This is a genomic window from Mycobacterium colombiense CECT 3035 (assembly GCF_002105755.1).
In the GTDB taxonomy this organism is placed as follows: domain Bacteria; phylum Actinomycetota; class Actinomycetes; order Mycobacteriales; family Mycobacteriaceae; genus Mycobacterium; species Mycobacterium colombiense.
Genome location: NZ_CP020821.1, coordinates 3,714,366 through 3,732,610 on the forward strand (window position 1 = coordinate 3,714,366; position 18,245 = coordinate 3,732,610).

An 18,245-nucleotide genomic window follows, 5' to 3' on the forward strand; every position below is an offset into this window, starting at 1 on the left:
CTCTCCGGGCCTGCGCACTTCAATTTCGGGTATAAGTCCACAACAGAATACGTGCCCCCGCATGGTGATTTACGTCGCGATACCTGGTTCCCCGGCCTGCGCATTCGCTACCGTCTCAGCGGCATTTTTACCCAGCCGCTAAAAGCGGTAAAGTGCAGGACGTGCAGCGGGTGCTCCTCCTCGGACGCCGCGACGGGGTCTGATCCAGACCGGCTTCCCGTCGCGGGTGTTCGCGATGCGCCGGTCTGAAGTTCCCTTCTGAAACCCCCGGAGCAATCACCGTGACTTCCAATCCCGACGCATTCAGCTCGACACGAACCATCGTCCAGCCGGCCGGCCCCCGGGCCCCGGGCAGCCCGTGTGGAACCTGCAGCGGGGCTCGTCGATGCCGGTCAACCGGTACCGGCCCTTCGCCGAAGAGGTCGAGCCCATCCGGCTGACCGACCGCACCTGGCCCGACCGCGTCCTTGACAGCGCGCCGCTGTGGTGTGCCGTCGATCTGCGCGACGGCAACCAGGCGCTGATCGACCCCATGAGCCCGGCACGCAAGCGCCGCATGTTCGATCTGCTGGTTCGGATGGGCTACAAGGAGATCGAGGTCGGATTCCCGTCGGCCAGCCAAACCGACTACGACTTCGTCCGCGAGATCATCACCGACGGCGCCATCCCCGACGACGTCACCATCCAGGTGCTGACCCAGTGCCGCCCCGAACTGATCGAGCGCACCTTCGACGCGTGCCACGGCGCGCCGCAGGCCATCGTGCACTTCTACAACTCGACGTCAATCCTGCAGCGCCGCGTGGTTTTTCGCGCGGACCGGGCCGCGGTGCAGGCCATCGCGACCGAAGGCGCGCGTAAGTGTGCGGAGGAGGCCGCCAAGTACCCGGGCACCCGGTGGCGGTTCGAGTATTCGCCGGAGTCTTACACCGGCACCGAGCTGGAGTACGCCAAGCAGGTGTGCGACGCCGTCGGCGAGATCATCGGCCCGACGCCGGAGAACCCGATCATCTTCAACCTGCCCGCCACGGTGGAGATGGCCACGCCCAACGTCTACGCCGATTCGATCGAGTGGATGAGCCGCAACCTGGCCAACCGGGAGTCCGTCATCCTGAGCCTGCATCCGCACAACGACCGCGGAACCGCCGTCGCCGCAGCGGAATTGGGCTACCAGGCCGGCGCCGACCGCATCGAGGGCTGCCTGTTCGGCAACGGCGAACGCACCGGCAACGTCTGCCTGGTGACGCTGGGGCTGAATCTGTTCTCCCGCGGCGTCGACCCGCAGATCGACTTCTCCAACATCGACGAGATCCGCCGCACGGTGGAGTACTGCAACCAGTTGCCGGTGCACGAGCGCCACCCCTACGGCGGTGACCTGGTCTACACCGCGTTCTCCGGCAGCCACCAGGACGCCATCAACAAGGGACTGGACCAGATGAAGGTCGACGCGGACGCCGCGGACACCGACGTCGAGGACATGCTCTGGCAGGTGCCGTACCTGCCGATCGACCCCAAGGACGTCGGGCGCACCTACGAGGCGGTGATCCGGGTCAATTCGCAGTCCGGCAAGGGCGGGGTGGCCTACATCATGAAGGCCGACCACGGTCTGGCGCTGCCGCGACGGCTGCAGATCGAGTTCTCCCAGGTGATCCAGAAGATCGCGGAGGGCACCGCAGGGGAAGGCAGCGAGGTCAGTCCCAAGGAGATGTGGGACGCCTTCTCCGAGGAGTACCTGGCCCCGGTGTCGCCGCTGGAGCGGATCAAGCAGCGCGTCGACGCCTCCGAGGAGGACAGCGGCATCACCCGCATCACCGCGACCGTCAAGCTCAACGGGGCGGAGACCGAGATCAGCGGGGAGGGCAACGGCCCCCTGGCCGCGTTCGTGCATGCGCTGGGCAGCGTCGGTTTTGACGTGGCCGTGCTGGACTATTCCGAGCACGCCATGAGCTCGGGCGACGACGCGCAGGCCGCGGCGTACGTGGAGGCGTCGGTGGACGGCCGCACGGTGTGGGGGGTCGGCATCGCGCCGTCGATCACGTCGGCGTCGCTGCGCGCCGTCGTGTCCGCGGTCAACCGCGCCGCCCGCGGCTGATCAGAACAGCGCCAGCTGCTGGTCCAGCGTGCTGGCGTCGGTGAACTCGTCCATGCTGGTGCCGCCGATGACTGCGCCGACGCAGTCCATGAACTGCGCGTCGGAAATCACCGGCACTCCCAGCTGCCGGGCGAGGTAGCCCTTGCCCTGCTCGGCGGCGGGATCGTTGCAGACCACCAGCGAGGTCTCCCGGTCGACGGCGTCGGTGTAGGCCAGCCCGGCGTGCAGGATGCGCTCGACGAGCTCCTCGTGGGTGCGGCCCACCTCGGCGGCCAGCGCCACCCGCATGCCCTGCACCAGCGGCCGGCCGCCGACGTAGGGGCCCGGGTTGAGATAGGGGCAGGGCATCCGGGACGCGAGCACCTTGAGCGGTCGCAGTTCGTCGTGGGTGACCCGGCCGTTCGGCCAGCGGCGCCGGGTCACCGGATGAATCGGCAGCCAGATGTCACCGGCGCGGGCCAGCTTGAGCGCCGAGGCCAGCACGTGGGTGAGCACCATCGCGTCGTCGAAGGCGTCGTGCGGCCGCTCCTGGGTGACGCCCCAATGCGCGGCGAGCGTCTCCAGCCGCAGGTTCTGCACGCCGAGGTCCAGCCGCCGGGCCAGCTCGACCGTGCACATGACGCTGTCGACGGGCAGCTCGGTCTCGGCGAGTTCGGCCTCGGCGGCCAGAAACGCGTAGTCGAACGCCACGTTATGGGCCACCAGGGTGCGACCGCGCAGCACCTCGGCCACGTCGCCGACGATGTCGGCGAACTGGGGCTGGTCTTCGAGCATGGCGGCGGTCAGCCCGTGCACGTGGGTGGGACCGGGGTCCACGCCGGGGTTGAGCAGGCTCACCACCGAATGTTCGACGTTGCCGTCGGCGTCCAGCCCGAGCGCCGCCACGCTGATGATCCGCGCCTGACCCGGCCGAAAGCCCGAGGTCTCGACGTCGACGACGGCCCAGCCGGCGTCCGGCTCGCTGGCCGGCCGACCCCAGGACACCCCGCTCATGCTCTGAGGATGGCACGGCCGACCGACATCATCCGGCCGCTACGCGGCCGTGTCGGCGGGGAATTCGATACGGCCGCGGCGCGCATTTAAACTTCCCGGGTGATTACCACCCGCGCTCGTCTGGCCCTCGCCGCGGGAGCCGGCGCGCGCTGGGCGTCGCGGGTGACCGGGCGCGGCGCGGGGGCGATGATCGGCGGCCTGATCGCGATGACGCTGGACCGCTCGGTTCTCCGGCAGCTCGCCGGCGGCCGGCGCACCGTCATCGTCACCGGCACCAACGGCAAATCCACCACCACCAGGATGACCTCGGCCGCGCTGGCGACGCTGGGCCCGGTGGCCACCAACGCCGAAGGCGCCAACATGGACGCCGGCCTGGTCGCCGCGCTGGCCGGCAAGCGCGATGCGCCGCTGGCGGCCCTGGAAGTCGACGAGATGCACGTGCCGCACGTCTCCGACGCCGTCGAGCCCGGCGTCGTCGTGCTGCTCAACCTGTCCCGCGACCAGCTGGACCGGGTCGGCGAGATCAACGTCATCGAGCGGACCCTGCGCGCCGGCCTGGCCCGGCACCCGAGGGCCGTCGTCGTGGCCAACTGCGACGACGTGCTGATGACGTCGGCGGCCTACGACAGCCCGAACGTGGTGTGGGTGGCCGCGGGAGGTGCGTGGTCGAACGATTCGGTCAGCTGCCCGCGCAGCGGCGAGATCATCGTCCGCGAGCCGGGGCACTGGTACTCCACCGGCGCGGACTTCAAGCGGCCGAGCCCGCACTGGTGGTTCGACGACGACGCCCTCTACGGGCCCGACGGGCTGGCCCTGCCGATGCGGCTGGCGCTGCCGGGCGCGGTCAACCGGGGCAACGCCGCCCAGGCCGTCGCGGCCGCGGTCGCGTTGGGCGCCGATCCCGCGTCGGCGGTCGCGGCGGTCTCGGCGGTCGACGAGGTCGCGGGGCGTTACCGGACCGTCCGGGTCGGTGCCCACGAGGTGCGCATCCTGCTGGCGAAGAACCCCGCCGGCTGGCAGGAGGCGCTGTCGATGGTCGACAAGCATGCCGCCGGGGTGGTCATCTCGGTCAACGGCCAGGTGCCCGACGGGGAGGACCTGTCGTGGCTCTGGGACGTGCGGTTCGAGCACGTAGCGGAGGCCTGCAAAGGGACAGTGGTGGCCGCCGGGGAACGCGGGACCGACCTCGCGGTGCGGCTGGGCTACGCGGGCGTCGAGCACACGTTGGTGCACGACACCGTCGCCGCGATCGCGGGATGCCCGCCCGGACGGGTGGAGGTCGTCGCCAACTACACCGCGTTCCTGCAGTTGCAACGAGCGTTGGCGCGCCATGGCTGACTCGGTGGTGCGGATCGGGCTGGTGCTGCCCGACGTGATGGGCACCTACGGCGACGGCGGCAACGCCCTGGTGCTGCGGCAGCGACTCCGGTTGCGCGGCATCGCCGCCGAGATCGTCGAGATCACGCTGGCCGACCCGGTGCCCGAGTCGCTGGACGTCTACACGCTGGGCGGGGCCGAGGACTACGCGCAGCGGCTGGCCACCCGGCACCTGATCAAGCACCCGGGCCTGCAGCGCGCCGCCGAACGGGGGGCGCCGGTGCTCGCGATCTGCGCGGCCGTGCAGGTGCTCGGGCACTGGTATGAGACGTCGGCCGGGGAACGCGTCGACGGCGTGGGCATGCTCGACGCGACGACGTCACCGCAAGAGGCGCGCACCATCGGCGAGCTGGTAACCAAGCCGCTGCTGGCCGGTCTGACCGAGCGCCTCACCGGTTTCGAGAACCACCGCGGCGGCACCGTGCTGGGGCCGGCGGCGTCGCCGCTGGGCGCGGTGGCCAAGGGCGCGGGCAACCGGCGCGGCGACGGCTTCGACGGCGTGGTGCAGGGCAGCGTGATCGCGACCTACATGCACGGGCCGTGCCTGGCCCGCAACCCGCAACTGGCCGACCTGCTGCTGGGCACCGTGGTCGGTGAGCTGCCGCCGCTGCCGATGCCTGAAGTGGACCTGCTGCGCCGCGAGCGGCTGGCGGCGCGCTAGGGAGGTTGGCGAAATGACGAAGATCAGCCCGAGACTGGCCGCCGGCGCCGCACTGGTCGCCGCGTTCCTCGCGTCGTCGGCGCCGGCGCGCGCCAACCCCGACGTCCCGATGGGCCGGTACACCGTGCTCTACACCGATAGCGACAAGGCGACCGCGTGGGTGTTCGCGCCGTGCGGGTCCGACTGCACGCTGGCGACCTCGCAGGACGGCGGGACGTTCGTCATCAGCTGGGAGTTCCACCTCGCGGACGGGCGGTGGAGCCACAGCGGCCCCGCCCAGGCGCCGTGCGCGAACGGTGCCTCGGCCCCGCGACCGTCGACTACAGCTTCGACGCGGTGTCGCTTGCCGGCGAGGGCCGGACGACGATGACGGACGGGTGCGGCGGGGCGCCGGGCACGACCGTCACCAGAGCGTTCCAGCTGACTAAGGGCTGAACAGGCCTCAGACCATCGCCCGGCGGCCGGCCAGGGCGCGGCCGAGTGTGAGTTCGTCGGCGAACTCCAGGTCCCCGCCCATCGGCAGCCCGGACGCGATCCGCGTCACGGTCAGGCCGGGGATATCACGTAGCATCCGGACCAGGTAGGTGGCCGTCGCCTCGCCCTCGGTGTTCGGGTCGGTGGCGATGATCACCTCGGTGATGTCGACGTCGTCGACCCGCTCCCCGATCCGGGTCAGCAGCTCGCGGATCCGCAGCTGATCGGGCCCCACGCCGGACAACGGGTCGAGCGCACCGCCCAGCACGTGGTAGCGGCCGCGGAATTCGCGGGTGCGTTCGACGGCCTGGACGTCCTTGGGCTCCTCGACGACGCACACCTGCGAACCGTCCCGCCGGGGATCGGCGCAGATCCGGCACCGCTCGTTGTCGGAGACGTTGCCGCACACCGCGCAGAACCGCACCCCGTCGCGGACCTTCGTCAGCACCGCGGTCAGCCGGTCGATGTCCTGCGGCTCCACCGACAACAGGTGAAAGGCGATGCGCTGGGCGCTTTTGGGCCCGATGCCCGGCAGCTTGCCGAGCTCGTCGATCAAATCCTGGACGGGTCCTTCGAACATGTCGGTCGCGGAGCCTAAAGCCCCTGCGCCGGCGCGGGAGGTTGCCCCGGCGGCGGGCCGAAGCCACCGGCCAGCGACCCCAGCCTCTCCTGGGCCATCCGGGTGACCTGCTTGGACGCGTCACCCATGGCGCCGACTATCAAATCCTGCAACGTCTCGACGTCCGACGGGTCGACGACGGAGGGATCGATCTTCACCGCGACCACCTCGCCGCTGCCCTTCACGACGACGCTGACCAAGCCCCCACCGGCCTGACCATGCACCTCAGCGTTCGCCAGTTGTTGCTGCGCCTCCATGAGCTTCTGCTGCATCTGCTGCGCCTGGGCCAGCAGCGCCGACATATCGCCTCCGGGTTGCATGACAATCCCCTCGCATCTTGGTCTCGAGTTGGTTTCGCTCGTGAGTCTCCGGCGATTCGAAACCCCCAGCGTAGACCGCGCGGCGTTAGCTTTGCGCCGTGGACCTACGACTGAGCAGACGTGTCGGGATCAAACTGGCGATTGGTGCGCTCGTCGCCGCGTCGACGGCGATCATGCCGACCGCGACGGCGGTCCCCTCCAACATCGCCGGCATGGTGGTTTTCATCGATCCGGGTCATAACGGGTCCAATGACGGCTCCATCAACCGCCAGGTGCCCACCGGCCGCGGCGGCACCAAGGACTGTCAGACCAGCGGAACGGCGACCAACACCGGCTACCAGGAACACACGTTCACCTGGGACACCGCCCTGCGGGTGCGCGCCGAGTTGAGCGCCCTGGGAGTGCGGACCGCGCTGTCCCGCGCCAACGACAACGGGCTGGGGCCGTGCGTCGACGAACGCGCGAACGCGGCCAACGCGCTGCACCCCAATGCGATCCTGTCCATCCACGCCGACGGCGGCCCGCCGTCCGGCCGGGGATTCCACGTCAACTACTCGGCCCCGCCGCTCAACCAGGTGCAGGCGGGCCCGTCGGTGCAGTACGCGCGGATCATGCGCGACCAGATGCAGGGCTCGGGGATCCCGCCGGCCAACTACATCGGCCAGAACGGCCTTTACGGCCGCTCGGACCTCACCGGCCTGAACCTGGCGCAGTACCCGTCGATCCTGGTCGAGTGCGGCAACATGAAAAACCCCGCCGATTCGGCGCTGATGCAGTCGGCCGAGGGCCGGCAGAAATACGCCGACGCACTGGTCCGCGGGGTGGCGGGCTTCCTCGCCTCGCAGGGCCAGGCGCGCTAGCTGTACTGACCACGGACGTTGGTGACGGCGTGGCGTGGTGACATGACGAAGACCTCCGAGTGAAGTGCGAGCTGTCGAGGAACGCACTGCTCACTTCGGAGGTCTTCGTGTCCCACCGTAATGCTCCATTGTCAGAAACCGGCCGTCTGCGGCTGGCTCGTTGTGTTGTCGAGGATGGATGGCCGCTGCGGCGTGCCGCGGAACGGTTCCAGGTGTCAGCAACGACGGCGTGGCGGTGGGCCGACCGGTACCGCACGTTGGGGGCTGCGGGCATGGTCGACCGCAGTTCGCGCCCGCACCGCAGCCCACAGCGGACTCCGACTCGTACCGAGCGTCGCATCATCAAAGTCCGCGTCCTGCGGCGCTGGGGGCCCGCACGGATCGGGTATCTGCTGGGCATTCATCCCTCCACGGTGCATCGGGTACTGACCCGCTACGGGATGGCCAAATTACGGTGGTTGGACCGCTGTACGGGCCGCGTTGTCCGTCGGATGGAGCCCGCCAGCTGCGGTGACATGGTGCATGTTGACGTCAAAAAGCTTGGCAAAATCCCGGCTGGCGGCGGCTGGCGGATGTTGGGCCGCATCGCCGGTAACCACAACACCAGAGCCGACAAGAGTTCAGGCCAGCGCAGCAAGCATGGTGATCCGCTCCACGGCCACCACTTTCTGCATACCGCGATCGATGGCTACTCACGGTTGGCCTACAGCGAACTGCTCAGCGATGAGCGCCAGCACACCGCCGCCGCGTTTTGGGCGCGGGCCAACGCCTGGTTTACCGAGTGCGGCATCACCGTCCGCAAGGTGTTGACTGACAATGGTTCCTGCTACCGCTCCCACACCTTTCGAGAGGCCCTGGCAGGCATCGAACACCGACGCACCCGGCCCTACCGGCCCCAGACCAACGGCAAAGTCGAGCGATTCCACCGCACCCTGGCCGATGAATGGGCCTACGCACGGCTCTACCGCAGCGATACCGAACGCTGCGAAGAATTTCCCCGGTGGCTACACACCTACAATCACCATCGCGGCCACACCGCACTCGGCGGCCAACCACCCGCCAGCCGCGTACTTAACCTCTCAGGTCAGTACAGCTAGCTCAGCCCTCCAGCTCCTTCTTCAGGTTGGCCAGCACCTCGCCCTGAATCCGCTTGAGCCCCAACGGCGCAAAGGTCTTCTCGAAGAAGCCCTTCACACCGCCGGCGCCGGTCCAGGTGGTCTTCACGGTGACGCTGGAGCCGGGCCCGGCCGGAGCGACCGTCCAGTTGGTCACCATGGACGAGTTCGCGTCCTTCTCGATGACGGTGTGCCCGGCGACATCGACGTTGACCTGCACGTCGCGCACGCGTGATTTGGTGGCCTGCAGCCTCCACTTGGCGACCGTGCCCGGCCCCTGCCCGCCCTCGAGCACCTGGTACTCGCTGTACTGCGGGGACAGGATTTTCGGGCGGACGGTCTGGTAGTCCGCGACGGCGGCAAGCGTTGCCGCGGGCTCCGCGTTGATCAAGATGGTGCTCTCTGCGCTCACCTGTCCCAAGGCGACCCCTCCTCATCAAGATTTTCCCCGGTGCCGCGCCTTGCGACGGGTGCACGGGCTGTTGTCGAAGACTAGGGTATATGTGGTGCCTGTCCTTGGATCTGCACTCTCGGCCCACAGGTCCGGCGTTGACCGGATGCTGGCGAGTTATCGTTCCATTCCCGCAACGTCCGCCGTCCGGCTGGCCAAGCCGACGTCAAATCTGTTCCGCGCCCGCACCAAACGCGATGCACCGGGCCTGGACACGTCCGGGCTCACCGGCGTCCTGAGTGTCGATCCCGAAACCCGCACCGCCGACGTGGCGGGCATGTGCACGTATGCGGACCTGGTCGCCGCGACGCTGCCGTATGGTCTTTCGCCGCTGGTCGTCCCGCAGCTCAAGACCATCACGCTGGGCGGCGCGGTCAGCGGACTGGGCATCGAGTCGGCGTCGTTCCGCAACGGCCTGCCGCACGAATCAGTGCTGGAAATGGACATCCTCACCGGCGCTGGCGATTTGCTCACCACCTCGCGCACCCAGCATCCCGACCTGTTCCGCGCCTTCCCGAATTCCTATGGCACGCTTGGATATTCGACCCGGCTTCGGATCGAGCTGGAATCCGTCGCGCCGTTCGTAGCGCTGCGCCACATCCGGTTCCGCTCGCTGCCCGACCTGATCGCGGCCATGGAGCGCATCATCGACACCGGCGGGCAGGGCGGTACGCCGGTCGACTATCTCGACGGGGTGGTCTTCAGCGCCGACGAAAGCTACCTGTGCGTGGGCAGGCGGACGACCACGCCCGGCCCGGTCAGCGACTACACCGGGCGCAACATCTACTACCAGTCCATCCGGCACGACGCGGCGGGCCCGGAAATCACCGCGGCCACCAAGGATGACCGGCTGACCATGAACGACTATTTCTGGCGCTGGGACACCGACTGGTTCTGGTGCTCACGCGCATTCGGCGTGCAGAACCCGCGGCTGCGGCGCTGGTGGCCGCGCCGCTACCGGCGCAGCAGCGTCTATTCGAAGCTGATCTCCATGGACCGTCGCTTCGGGCTGTCCGACCGCCTCGAGACGCGCAACGGCCGGCCGCCGCGCGAGCGGGTGGTGCAGGACGTCGAGGTGCCGGTCGAACGCACCTGCGACTTCCTGGAGTGGTTCCTGGACAACGTGCCGATCACGCCAATCTGGTTGTGCCCGTTGCGTCTACGCGACCACCACGGCTGGCCGCTGTACCCGATGAGGCCGGATCACACCTACGTCAACGTCGGCTTCTGGTCCTCGGTGCCGGCCGGCGCCACCGAGGGCGCCACCAACCGGATGATCGAGGCCAAGGTGAGCGAGCTCGACGGCCACAAGTCGCTGTATTCGGATTCCTTCTACTCCCGCGAGGACTTCGACGAGTTGTACGGCGGCGAGGCCTACAACACCGTCAAGAAGACCTATGACCCCGACTCTCGTTTACTCGACCTCTACGCGAAGGCGGTGCAACGGCGATGACGACGACAAAGGAACCCCACCGCTCACCGACCGGCAAACTGAGCATGGCCGAGATCCTGGAGGTCTTCGCCGCGACCGGACGACATCCGCTGAAGTTCACCGCCTACGACGGCAGCACGGCCGGAAGCGAGGACGCCGAACTGGGTCTGGACCTGCGGACTCCCCGCGGCGCCACCTACCTGGCCACCGCCCCCGGCGAACTCGGCCTGGCCCGCGCCTACGTGGCGGGCGACCTGCAGGCGTACGGCGTGCATCCGGGTGATCCGTACCGACTGCTCAAGACGCTGACCGATCGGGTCGAATTCAAACGTCCGCCGGCACGGGTGCTGGCCAACGTCGTGCGTTCGATGGGCCTCGAGCGGCTGCTGCCGGTGCCGCCGCCACCACAGGAAACCCCGCCCCGCTGGCGGCGGGTCGCCGACGGGCTGATGCACAGCAAGACCCGCGACGCCGAGGCCATCCACCACCACTACGACGTCTCCAACACCTTCTACGAACTCGTGTTGGGCCCGTCGATGACCTACACCTGCGCGGTGTATCCCGACGCCGATGCCTCGCTGGAGGACGCGCAGCAGAACAAATACCGGCTGATCTTCGAGAAACTGCGGCTACGGCCCGGCGACCGCCTGCTGGACGTCGGCTGCGGCTGGGGCGGCATGGTGCGCTACGCCGCGCGCCGCGGCGTCCGGGCGATCGGCGCGACCCTGTCGGCCGAGCAGGCGAAGTGGGCGCAGCGGGCGATCGCCGACGAGGGGCTGACGGAGCTGGCCGAGGTGCGGCACTCGGACTACCGCGACGTGGGCGAGGCGCAGTTCGACGCCGTCTCCTCGATCGGGCTGACCGAGCACATCGGCGTCAAGAACTACCCGGCCTACTTCGGGTTCTTGAAGTCGAAGCTGCGCACCGGCGGTCTGCTGCTCAACCACTGCATCACCCGTCACGACAACACCTCGACCTCGTTCGCCGGCGGGTTCACCGATCGCTACGTCTTCCCGGACGGCGAGCTGACCGGCTCGGGGCGCATCACCTGCGCGATCCAGGATGCGGGCTTCGAGGTGCTGCACGCGGAGAACTTCCGCCATCACTACGCGATGACGCTGCGCGACTGGTGCCACAACCTGGTCGAGCACTGGGACGTGGCGGTGGGCGAGGTCGGCCTGCCGACCGCCAAGGTGTGGGGGCTGTACATGGCGGCGTCCCGGGTGGCGTTCGAGCAGAACAACCTTCAGCTCCATCATGTGCTGGCGGCCAACGCCGCCGCGCGGGGCGACGACGACCTGCCGCTGCGGCCGTGGTGGGCGGCCTGAACCGCTAGCCGTTGTCGATGCGGCGGGCACCCAGCTCGCTCTGCAGCAGTTCGAGCGCGACCTCTTCGGGGTCGCGGCGCGGCGCCGATGGCTCGTCGCGGACGGCCTCGGCGAGCATGTGTTCCTCCTCATCGCGGCGCGCGGTGTCCACATCGGGGGCGGGCTCGACGACGTTCGTCGCCGCCGGGCCGGCTCCCCCACCGGCCGGAGGTGGTGGAGCGGCCGGCGCCGGCGCGCCGGCCTCACAGCGCACCCGCCAGTTGACGCCCAGCGCGTCTTTGAGCGCCTCGGCGATGACGTCGGCGTTGCGCTGTTCGCAGAGCCGCTTGGCCAGCGGCGCCGATTCATGGCTGAGCACCAACGTGTTGCCGTCGATGGCGCGCACGGTCGCCCCGGCCAGCATCACCTCGGTGGTGCGGCTGCGCTGGCGTACCTTTTCGCGCACGGTAGGCCACATGCTGCGCACCGCCGCGGTGTTGAGTTCACCTGGGACGGAGGCTGATTCGGCCGCCGGGGCCGGAGCCGCTGCGGGTTCGGGCGCGGCCGGCGGGGGCGCAGGAGGTTCGGGGCGGGCGCCGCCGCGGGCTCGGGCTTCGGGTCGGGTGTGGGTTCGGGCTTGGCGGCGGCCGCCGCGGACGGCCGGGTGAACCGGACGGGTGGCTCGGGCTCGGCGGCCGCCGGCGCGCCGCGCGGCCGGGCGGGGCGGGGCCCTCGGAGCCGGGGATGGACATGTCCAGCCGGGTCTCGATCCGCTCGACGCGTTGCAGCAGCGCCGATTCGCTGTCGCTGGCCGAGGGCAGCAGCAGTCGCGCACACACCACCTCGAGCAGCAGACGCGGTGCCGTCGCGCCGCGCATCTCCCCCAGCCCCGCCTGCACCACCTCGGCGTAGCGGGTCAGGGTCGCCGGGCCGATCCGGGTCGCCTGCTCACGCATCCGCTCCAGCACGTCCTCCGGCGCGTCCACCACGCCGCGGCTCGCCGCGTCCGGAACGGCCTGCAGCAGGATCAGGTCGCGGAACCGCTCGAGCAGATCGGTGGCGAACCGCCGTGGGTCATGGCCGGCGTCGATCACCGACTCCACCGCGCCGAACAGCGCCGCGGCATCGGCGGCGGCCAGCGCGTCCACAGCGTCGTCGATCAGCGCCAGGTCGGTGGCCCCGAGGAGGCCCAGCGCCCGCTGGTACGTCACGTGTGCGCCCTCGGCCCCGGCCACCAGCTGATCCAGCACCGACAGGGTGTCGCGGGGCGAGCCGCCGCCGGCGCGGATCACCAGCGGGTAGACGGCATCGTCGACGGCGACGCCCTCCTGCTCGCAGATCCGCCCGATCAACGACCGCATGGTCTTCGGCGGCAACAACCGGAACGGGTAGTGATGGGTGCGCGACCGGATTGTCGGCAGCACCTTCTCCGGTTCGGTGGTCGCGAAGATGAAGATGAGGTGCTCGGGGGGTTCCTCGACGATTTTGAGCAGCGCGTTGAACCCCGCGGTGGTCACCATGTGCGCCTCGTCGACGATGAACACCCGGTAGCGCGACTGGGCGGGCGCGTAGAACGCGCGGTCGCGCAGCTCGCGGGTGTCGTCCACGCCGCCGTGGCTGGCGGCGTCGAGCTCGACCACGTCGATGCTGCCGGGCGCGTTGGGAGCCAGCGCCTGGCACGAGTCGCAGACCCCGCACGGGGTGGCCGTCGGGCCCTGAGCGCAGTTCAGCGAGCGGGCCAGGATGCGCGCCGAGGAGGTCTTCCCGCAGCCGCGCGGACCCGAGAACAAATACGCGTGGTTGATCCGTCCGGCTTCCAGGGCGATCGAGAGTGGTTCGGTGACGTGCTCCTGCCCCACCACTTCGGCGAAGGTTGCCGGACGGTACTTGCGGTAGAGGGCCACGGTCAGCAGGCTACCGGGGCTCGGTGACGCTGCGGACCCGGCAGGGTCCGCCGAGGAGGCGGGCGATCAGGCCGCGCGCGCCGACTACGGCGCGGGCGCCGCAGGGTCCGCCGAGAAGTCCGGCCATCGAGTGTGCGCCAGCGGCTTTCGGTGTGAACCCACGGTGGACGCGTCCAGCGCGTCGTGGCCCTCGGTTCACCGCCGAAGCCCTCGGTTCACACTCGACGCGGACTCAAACTCGTTGGGACGCCAGCAGCGATTCGGACGCCGCCAGCAGCGCGCAGGTGGCCAGGCCGTCGACGGCGTCGCGCAGGTCCGGCAGCGACGGGAAGGTCGGCGCGATCCGGATGTTGGTGTCGTTCGGATCCTTCCGGTACGGGAACGACGCACCCGCCTCGGTGACCGCGATGCCGGCGTCCTTGGCCAGCGCGACGGTCCGCTTCGCGGTGCCCGGGAGCACGTCGAGGCTGATGAAGTAGCCGCCCTTGGGGTCGGTCCACGACGCGATCTTGGAGTCGCTGAGCCGCTGATCGAGGATCTCGGCGGCCAGCGCGAACTTCGGCGCCAGGATCTGCTGGTGCCGCAGCATGTGCAGCCGCACCCCGTCGGCGTCGCGGAAGAAGCGCAGGTGCCGCAGCTGGTTGACCTTGTCGGGCCCGATCGACTTCTTCCCCGCGTATTGCAGGTACCAGGCGATGTTGCCCAGCGATCCGCCCAGGAAGCTCACGCCGGCGCCGGCGAAGGTGATCTTCGAGGTGGAGGCGAACACGTAGGGCCGATGCGGGTTGCCGGCCGCCGAGGCCAGGCCGAGCACGTCGACCTGCCGGATGAAGTCGTGCGTCAAAGTGTGCACCGCATACGCGTTGTCCCAGAACAGCCGGAAGTCGGGCGCCGCGGTCCGCATCTGGACCAGCCGCAGGACGTTGTCCCACGAGTAGGTGACCCCGGTGGGGTTGCCGAACACGGGCACCGTCCACATGCCCTTGATGGCCGGGTCGGCGGCGACCAGCTCTTCGATCAGGTCGACGTCGGGCCCTTCGGACAGCATCGGAACGGGGATCATCTCGATGCCCATGGTCTCGGTGATGGCGAAGTGCCGGTCGTAGCCGGGGGCCGGGCACAGGAACTTGACGCTCGGCTCGTCCTTCCAGGGCCGCTGCGAGTCCACGCCGCCGTACAGCATCGAGAAGGCCACCAGGTCGTGCATCAGTTCCAGGCTGGAGTTGTTGCCCGCGATGAGGTTTTGCACCGGGATGCCCAGCAGCTCGCCGAAGATGGCCCGCAGCTCGGGCAGGCCGTGCAGCCCGCCGTAGTTGCGGGTGTCGGTGCCCTCGCTGTCGCGGTAGTCGTCGCCGGGGAGGCTCAGCAGCTGGTTGGACAGGTCGAGCTGGGCGGGAGCGGGTTTGCCGCGGGTCAGGTCCAGCGCGAGCTTCTTGGCTTGCAGCTCGGCGTAGTCCTGTTGGTGACGAGCGTGTGCTCCGGCCAGTTCTTCCGGGCTGAGAGACTCCAACGACACCATGGACCCTTTCGCTGTCGAAGGCGGGAAACCAGTGGCGATCGCGAGCGCGGCGGAGCCGGGCGAAGCGGGTCGCCACTCTTGGAGATAGGGGACCCCGCGCACCCGACAGAGCCCATTGACCCTTGCTGCCTTCCGGCCCTGGGGGAGTTCACAGGATAGACGCCGCGCGGGGTCCAGCGACGAGTCTAATACCTGCCCGGGAGTCGACGACGAGCAACTGGCGGGGGCCCTCGGGGCCTCGGTTACCATGGCCACGGAGGATTCGCCTAGTGGCCTATGGCGCTCGCCTGGAACGCGGGTTGGGTTAACAGCCCTCGCGGGTTCAAATCCCGCATCCTCCGCCATTGGTCCGCCCAGCGGACACGTACGAATTGATATGGATTCGGGTCGGCCGGCTTTAGGCTGGCGTGAATCACCAGCACGAGGAGGGGTATGGGGCGCAAGGTCGCCATCCCGTGGCACGCGTCATTTTCGATCGCTGTCGGCTTCCTCTACTTCTTCTTCGTGCTGCCCCGCTGGCCCGAGCTGATGGGCGACACCGCGCACACGTTGGGGACGGCGATGCGCATCGTGACGGGTGCGCTCGTCGCGCTCGCGGCGCTGCCCGTGGTGTTCACCCTGCTGCGCAGCCGCAAGCCCGAGTTGGGGACGCCGCAGCTGGCCCTGTCCATCAGGGTCTGGTCGATCGTGGCCCACGTGCTGGCCGGGGTGCTGATCATCGGGACGGCGATCAGCGAGATCTGGCTGAGCCTGGACGCCGCCGGACGGTGGTTGTTCGGCATCTACGGCGCGGCCGCCGCGATCGCGTTGCTCGGCATATTCGCCTTCTACCTCTCCTTCGTCGCCGAGCTGCCCCCGCCGCCGCCCAAACCGATCAAGGCGAAGAAGCCCAAGGAGCGTCGCGTGCGGCGCAAGAAGGGCGCCGAGGCCGAGGCCGACGAGACCGAAGAAGAAGAAGAAGCCGAGGCCGACGAGACCGTCGAGGTTGAAGCGGAACAAGCCGAAGAAACCGAGGACGCCGAGCCGGCGGCCGCACCCGCCGAGGTCACCGCCGAAACCGCTGAAACGGCCGAAGCCGAGCCCGCACCGGAGCCGACGACCGAGGCGGCGCCCGCCGAGGACACCGAGGCAGCCGGAGACGAGGCTGACGAGTCGAAGGCCAAACTGCGCAACCGGCGTCCGACCGGCAAGGGATCGCACCGGATGCGGCGCAGGCGTACTCGGGCCGGTGTGGCCCTGGATGACGGCGCCGACGAGGATTAGTCAGCGCCGCCGCAGCTGCTCCACGTAGACGGCGATGCGTCGCAGCGTCTCGTCCGTGCCCCACATCCGGCGAACCTCGTCATCGACCCCGCGGGCCTCGCGGATGCGCGCCATCGTCGGGGCGTGCAACTGCATCTTCGTCTGCCGGTAGGCGTCGGCCGGGATGCTGCCCAGGTCCGACGCCTCCGCCACGGCCGCCTCCATCAGCTCGTCGCCGACGACGCGGTGGGCCAGTCCGCGTGCCACGGCCTCGGCACCGCGATAGTTGCGGCCGCCCAGCAGCACCTCGTCGGCGTGCGTGCCGCAGGCATAGCGCATCACCTCCAACGCCGCGACCGGGAACGGGACCCCGACGCGCACCTCGGCCGCCCCGATCGGCGCCTCGGGGCTGATCAAGCGGCGATCGCAGGCGCAGGCGAGCACGCAACCGCCGGCGATGGCGGCGCCGTTGATCGCGGCGACGGTCGGCCCCGGATAGCCGAACATCGCCTCGAACGCCGCGGACAGCGCGGGGACCAGCCGATCGGTATAACCGGTGCCGCCCTGCACCACGCGGTTGAGGTCGACGCCGGCGCTGAAGGCGCGGCCGGCACCGGTGACAACCAACGCCCCGGCGCCCGAACGGCCCAGGTCGCGCACCGCCGACGCCAGCTCTTCGAGCAGCTCGACATCCTGCGCGTTGACTGCGCCCGACGACAGGGTCAGCACCTGCACGGTGCCCACGGTGCCGATGTCGATCATGGTCATTCCTCCGATCAGCGAGGCGCCACCGCGAGAACCACGGGAATGTCCGTGTTCTCGTCGGTGTGATAGCTCGCGCAGACGCGGTGGTAGCCGTCGGCGATCTGCAATGGAACCCCGGCCACGAAGTCGCCGCGCACCAGCAGGATGGGTGACAGCGGCAGGCCCTTCTCGATCTTGGTCAGGTCCGCCGCGACGTGCGGGTTGTCCACCGGCAGCAGGCTCAGCTGCGCCGCCCGCAGGATGTCTTTGGCCTTTTTGTGCGTCACGGTCCCGGACTTCAGCCGTTTGACGACCTTCTTCACGGTCTGCGCGCCCGCGAGCATGGTGAGATAGTCCGCCGCCGCCGGAAAGTCGTGGGCCTCAGGCTTTTCCAACCATTTGACGGTGAGCATCGCGTTCCTCCCTGTGCCGGTCCGACATCGACGCAGCCTACCGGTTCCGCGCCGCGAAATTTGGGATCGGTAGCGACCGGGGCCGCCTGTACTGGCGCAAGGACGACGCCATCGGGGCGGCGCACGAAGGAAGGAACCACAAGTGAAACGTCTTCTCGCAGCTGCGATTGGGACCCTGGGCTGCGCCGCGGCTTCGGTGGCCCTGGTGGGATGCTCGGGCGGCGGCCACTCGGCCGCACCGGCGTCGAGCACCACCCCCAGCCCCTCTACGGGCACCAACGCGCAGGTCAAGGTGGGCGGCACGGACCTGGCCGGGGTGAACCCCGCGTCGGTGACCTGTGTGCGGACCGGCGGCAAGATCGACATCGGCAGCGGCTCCACGGGCGGCGCCCAGCAGGCGCTTGCCGTTGTGATGACCGACGAAGCCAATCCGAAGGTGCAGTCGGTGGCCCTCGTTGTCGACGGCAACGCCCTGGCGGTCAGCGACAACATGGGCGCGAAGGTGGGGTCGGCCAACGTCGCGGTCGATGGCAAGACCTACACCATCACCGGTCAGGCGCAGGGCGCCGACATGAAGAACCCGATGGCGGGAATGATCACCAAGGACTTCACCATCAAGGTGTCCTGCGGCTGATCGGTTGCGGCCCTCGAGCGGCGGACGTGCCTCACTCACGCGTCCGCCGCTCGCGGTTTGGCCGACCGGATACCGCCCCCGGACTTATGAT

The 18,245-nt window shown here is 69.3% G+C and carries 16 protein-coding genes, 1 tRNA gene, 1 other RNA gene and 2 pseudogenes; 11 read left to right on the plus strand and 9 right to left on the minus strand.

The window, feature by feature from the left end:
- The first annotated feature begins 281 nt into the window (after positions 1-281).
- A pseudogene (leuA, locus tag B9D87_RS17360) lies at positions 282-2,089 on the plus strand (2-isopropylmalate synthase).
- On the opposite strand, the gene B9D87_RS17365 reads toward leuA, so the two are convergent.
- On the minus strand, positions 2,090-3,082 hold the full coding sequence (locus B9D87_RS17365; protein WP_040630617.1) for a DEDDh family exonuclease: 993 nt from the start codon (positions 3,080-3,082) through the stop codon (positions 2,090-2,092). It abuts the pseudogene before it with no gap.
- A gap of 99 nt (positions 3,083-3,181) precedes the next feature.
- Here B9D87_RS17365 and B9D87_RS17370 point away from each other — a divergent pair, with 99 nt between their 5' ends.
- From B9D87_RS17370 to B9D87_RS17380, 3 genes are read left to right on the plus strand one after another with little or no spacing between them, the layout of a single operon-like run.
- On the plus strand, positions 3,182-4,420 hold the full coding sequence (locus B9D87_RS17370; protein ID WP_007772129.1) for a Mur ligase family protein: 1,239 nt from the start codon (positions 3,182-3,184) through the stop codon (positions 4,418-4,420).
- Between the two features lie 4 nt (positions 4,421-4,424).
- Positions 4,425-5,120, plus strand: a complete 696-nt coding sequence (locus tag B9D87_RS17375) for a type 1 glutamine amidotransferase (RefSeq protein WP_174320935.1) — start codon at positions 4,425-4,427, stop codon at positions 5,118-5,120.
- A gap of 13 nt (positions 5,121-5,133) precedes the next feature.
- Complete coding sequence (locus B9D87_RS17380; protein ID WP_254425536.1) at positions 5,134-5,490, plus strand: hypothetical protein; 357 nt, start codon at positions 5,134-5,136, stop codon at positions 5,488-5,490.
- Positions 5,491-5,562: 72 nt separating this feature from the next.
- Here the strand turns inward: B9D87_RS17380 and recR are convergent, their stop codons facing one another.
- Both recR and B9D87_RS17390 read right to left on the minus strand, forming a co-directional pair.
- Positions 5,563-6,174, minus strand: coding sequence for a recombination mediator RecR (gene recR / locus B9D87_RS17385; RefSeq protein WP_007772124.1), 612 nt, complete (start codon positions 6,172-6,174; stop codon positions 5,563-5,565).
- A 14-nt stretch (positions 6,175-6,188) separates the two neighbouring features.
- Entirely contained in the window at positions 6,189-6,533 is a 345-nt protein-coding gene (locus tag B9D87_RS17390) for a YbaB/EbfC family nucleoid-associated protein (protein WP_007772122.1), read from the minus strand.
- A gap of 98 nt (positions 6,534-6,631) precedes the next feature.
- Between B9D87_RS17390 and B9D87_RS17395 the strand changes: the two genes are divergently transcribed.
- Both B9D87_RS17395 and B9D87_RS17400 read left to right on the plus strand, forming a co-directional pair.
- The gene (locus B9D87_RS17395) at positions 6,632-7,393 is read left to right on the plus strand and encodes an Rv3717 family N-acetylmuramoyl-L-alanine amidase (protein WP_007772121.1); all 762 of its coding nucleotides are present in this window, start codon (positions 6,632-6,634) and stop codon (positions 7,391-7,393) included.
- 107 nt (positions 7,394-7,500) lie between these two features.
- Positions 7,501-8,490, plus strand: a complete 990-nt coding sequence (locus B9D87_RS17400) for an IS481 family transposase (RefSeq protein ID WP_007770691.1) — start codon at positions 7,501-7,503, stop codon at positions 8,488-8,490.
- Between the two features lies 1 nt (position 8,491).
- Here the strand turns inward: B9D87_RS17400 and B9D87_RS17405 are convergent, their stop codons facing one another.
- A complete protein-coding gene (locus tag B9D87_RS17405) occupies positions 8,492-8,929 on the minus strand; it encodes an SRPBCC family protein (protein ID WP_007772119.1) in 438 nt (145 codons plus the stop codon).
- A gap of 82 nt (positions 8,930-9,011) precedes the next feature.
- On the opposite strand from B9D87_RS17405, the gene B9D87_RS17410 reads away from it, so the two are divergent.
- Both B9D87_RS17410 and B9D87_RS17415 read left to right on the plus strand, forming a co-directional pair.
- Positions 9,012-10,412 carry an FAD-binding oxidoreductase gene (locus B9D87_RS17410; protein WP_040630613.1) on the plus strand — a complete coding sequence of 467 codons (1,401 nt, stop codon included), beginning with the start codon at positions 9,012-9,014 and terminating at the stop codon, positions 10,410-10,412.
- Positions 10,409-11,719, plus strand: coding sequence for a class I SAM-dependent methyltransferase (locus B9D87_RS17415; RefSeq protein WP_193787394.1), 1,311 nt, complete (start codon positions 10,409-10,411; stop codon positions 11,717-11,719). The genes B9D87_RS17410 and B9D87_RS17415 overlap by 4 nt, the downstream gene beginning before the upstream one ends.
- A gap of 4 nt (positions 11,720-11,723) precedes the next feature.
- Here the strand turns inward: B9D87_RS17415 and B9D87_RS17420 are convergent.
- The 3 genes and pseudogenes from B9D87_RS17420 to ffs form a co-directional block, all read right to left on the minus strand.
- Positions 11,724-13,602 (minus strand): annotated as a pseudogene (locus B9D87_RS17420) (DNA polymerase III subunits gamma/tau).
- A 232-nt stretch (positions 13,603-13,834) separates the two neighbouring features.
- Entirely contained in the window at positions 13,835-15,118 is a 1,284-nt protein-coding gene (locus B9D87_RS17425) for an aspartate aminotransferase type Ic (protein ID WP_157373223.1), read from the minus strand.
- An 85-nt stretch (positions 15,119-15,203) separates the two neighbouring features.
- Positions 15,204-15,300, minus strand: an RNA gene (gene ffs / locus B9D87_RS17430) — signal recognition particle sRNA small type.
- Positions 15,301-15,376: 76 nt separating this feature from the next.
- On the opposite strand from ffs, the gene B9D87_RS17435 reads away from it, so the two are divergent.
- Positions 15,377-15,465 (plus strand) — tRNA-Ser (locus B9D87_RS17435).
- An 88-nt stretch (positions 15,466-15,553) separates the two neighbouring features.
- Positions 15,554-16,384 carry a lipid uptake coordinator LucA gene (lucA, locus tag B9D87_RS17440; protein WP_007772114.1) on the plus strand — a complete coding sequence of 277 codons (831 nt, stop codon included), beginning with the start codon at positions 15,554-15,556 and terminating at the stop codon, positions 16,382-16,384.
- Here lucA and B9D87_RS17445 read toward each other — a convergent pair whose 3' ends face one another.
- The gene (locus B9D87_RS17445) at positions 16,385-17,125 is read right to left on the minus strand and encodes an enoyl-CoA hydratase/isomerase family protein (protein WP_101896881.1); all 741 of its coding nucleotides are present in this window, start codon (positions 17,123-17,125) and stop codon (positions 16,385-16,387) included. It abuts the gene before it with no gap.
- A 14-nt stretch (positions 17,126-17,139) separates the two neighbouring features.
- Positions 17,140-17,520 (minus strand): hypothetical protein, encoded by a 381-nt coding sequence (locus B9D87_RS17450; protein ID WP_007772112.1) that lies wholly within the window; start codon positions 17,518-17,520, stop codon positions 17,140-17,142.
- 175 nt (positions 17,521-17,695) lie between these two features.
- Between B9D87_RS17450 and B9D87_RS17455 the strand changes: the two genes are divergently transcribed.
- Entirely contained in the window at positions 17,696-18,154 is a 459-nt protein-coding gene (locus tag B9D87_RS17455) for a lipoprotein LpqH (RefSeq protein WP_174320934.1), read from the plus strand.
- Positions 18,155-18,245: the final 91 nt, after the last annotated feature.

What these genes read in the sequence shown, in the direction of transcription:
- B9D87_RS17365 (WP_040630617.1), bottom strand. Translation starts at nt 3,082, where the DNA reads ATGAGCGGGGTGTCCTGGGGTCGGCCGGCCAGCGAGCCGGACGCCGGC.
- B9D87_RS17380 (WP_254425536.1), top strand. Translation starts at nt 5,134, where the DNA reads ATGACGAAGATCAGCCCGAGACTGGCCGCCGGCGCCGCACTGGTCGCC.
- recR (WP_007772124.1), bottom strand. Translation starts at nt 6,174, where the DNA reads ATGTTCGAAGGACCCGTCCAGGATTTGATCGACGAGCTCGGCAAGCTG.
- B9D87_RS17390 (WP_007772122.1), bottom strand. Translation starts at nt 6,533, where the DNA reads ATGCAACCCGGAGGCGATATGTCGGCGCTGCTGGCCCAGGCGCAGCAG.
- B9D87_RS17415 (WP_193787394.1), top strand. Translation starts at nt 10,409, where the DNA reads ATGACGACGACAAAGGAACCCCACCGCTCACCGACCGGCAAACTGAGC.
- lucA (WP_007772114.1), top strand. Translation starts at nt 15,554, where the DNA reads ATGGGGCGCAAGGTCGCCATCCCGTGGCACGCGTCATTTTCGATCGCT.
- B9D87_RS17445 (WP_101896881.1), bottom strand. Translation starts at nt 17,125, where the DNA reads ATGATCGACATCGGCACCGTGGGCACCGTGCAGGTGCTGACCCTGTCG.
- B9D87_RS17450 (WP_007772112.1), bottom strand. Translation starts at nt 17,520, where the DNA reads ATGCTCACCGTCAAATGGTTGGAAAAGCCTGAGGCCCACGACTTTCCG.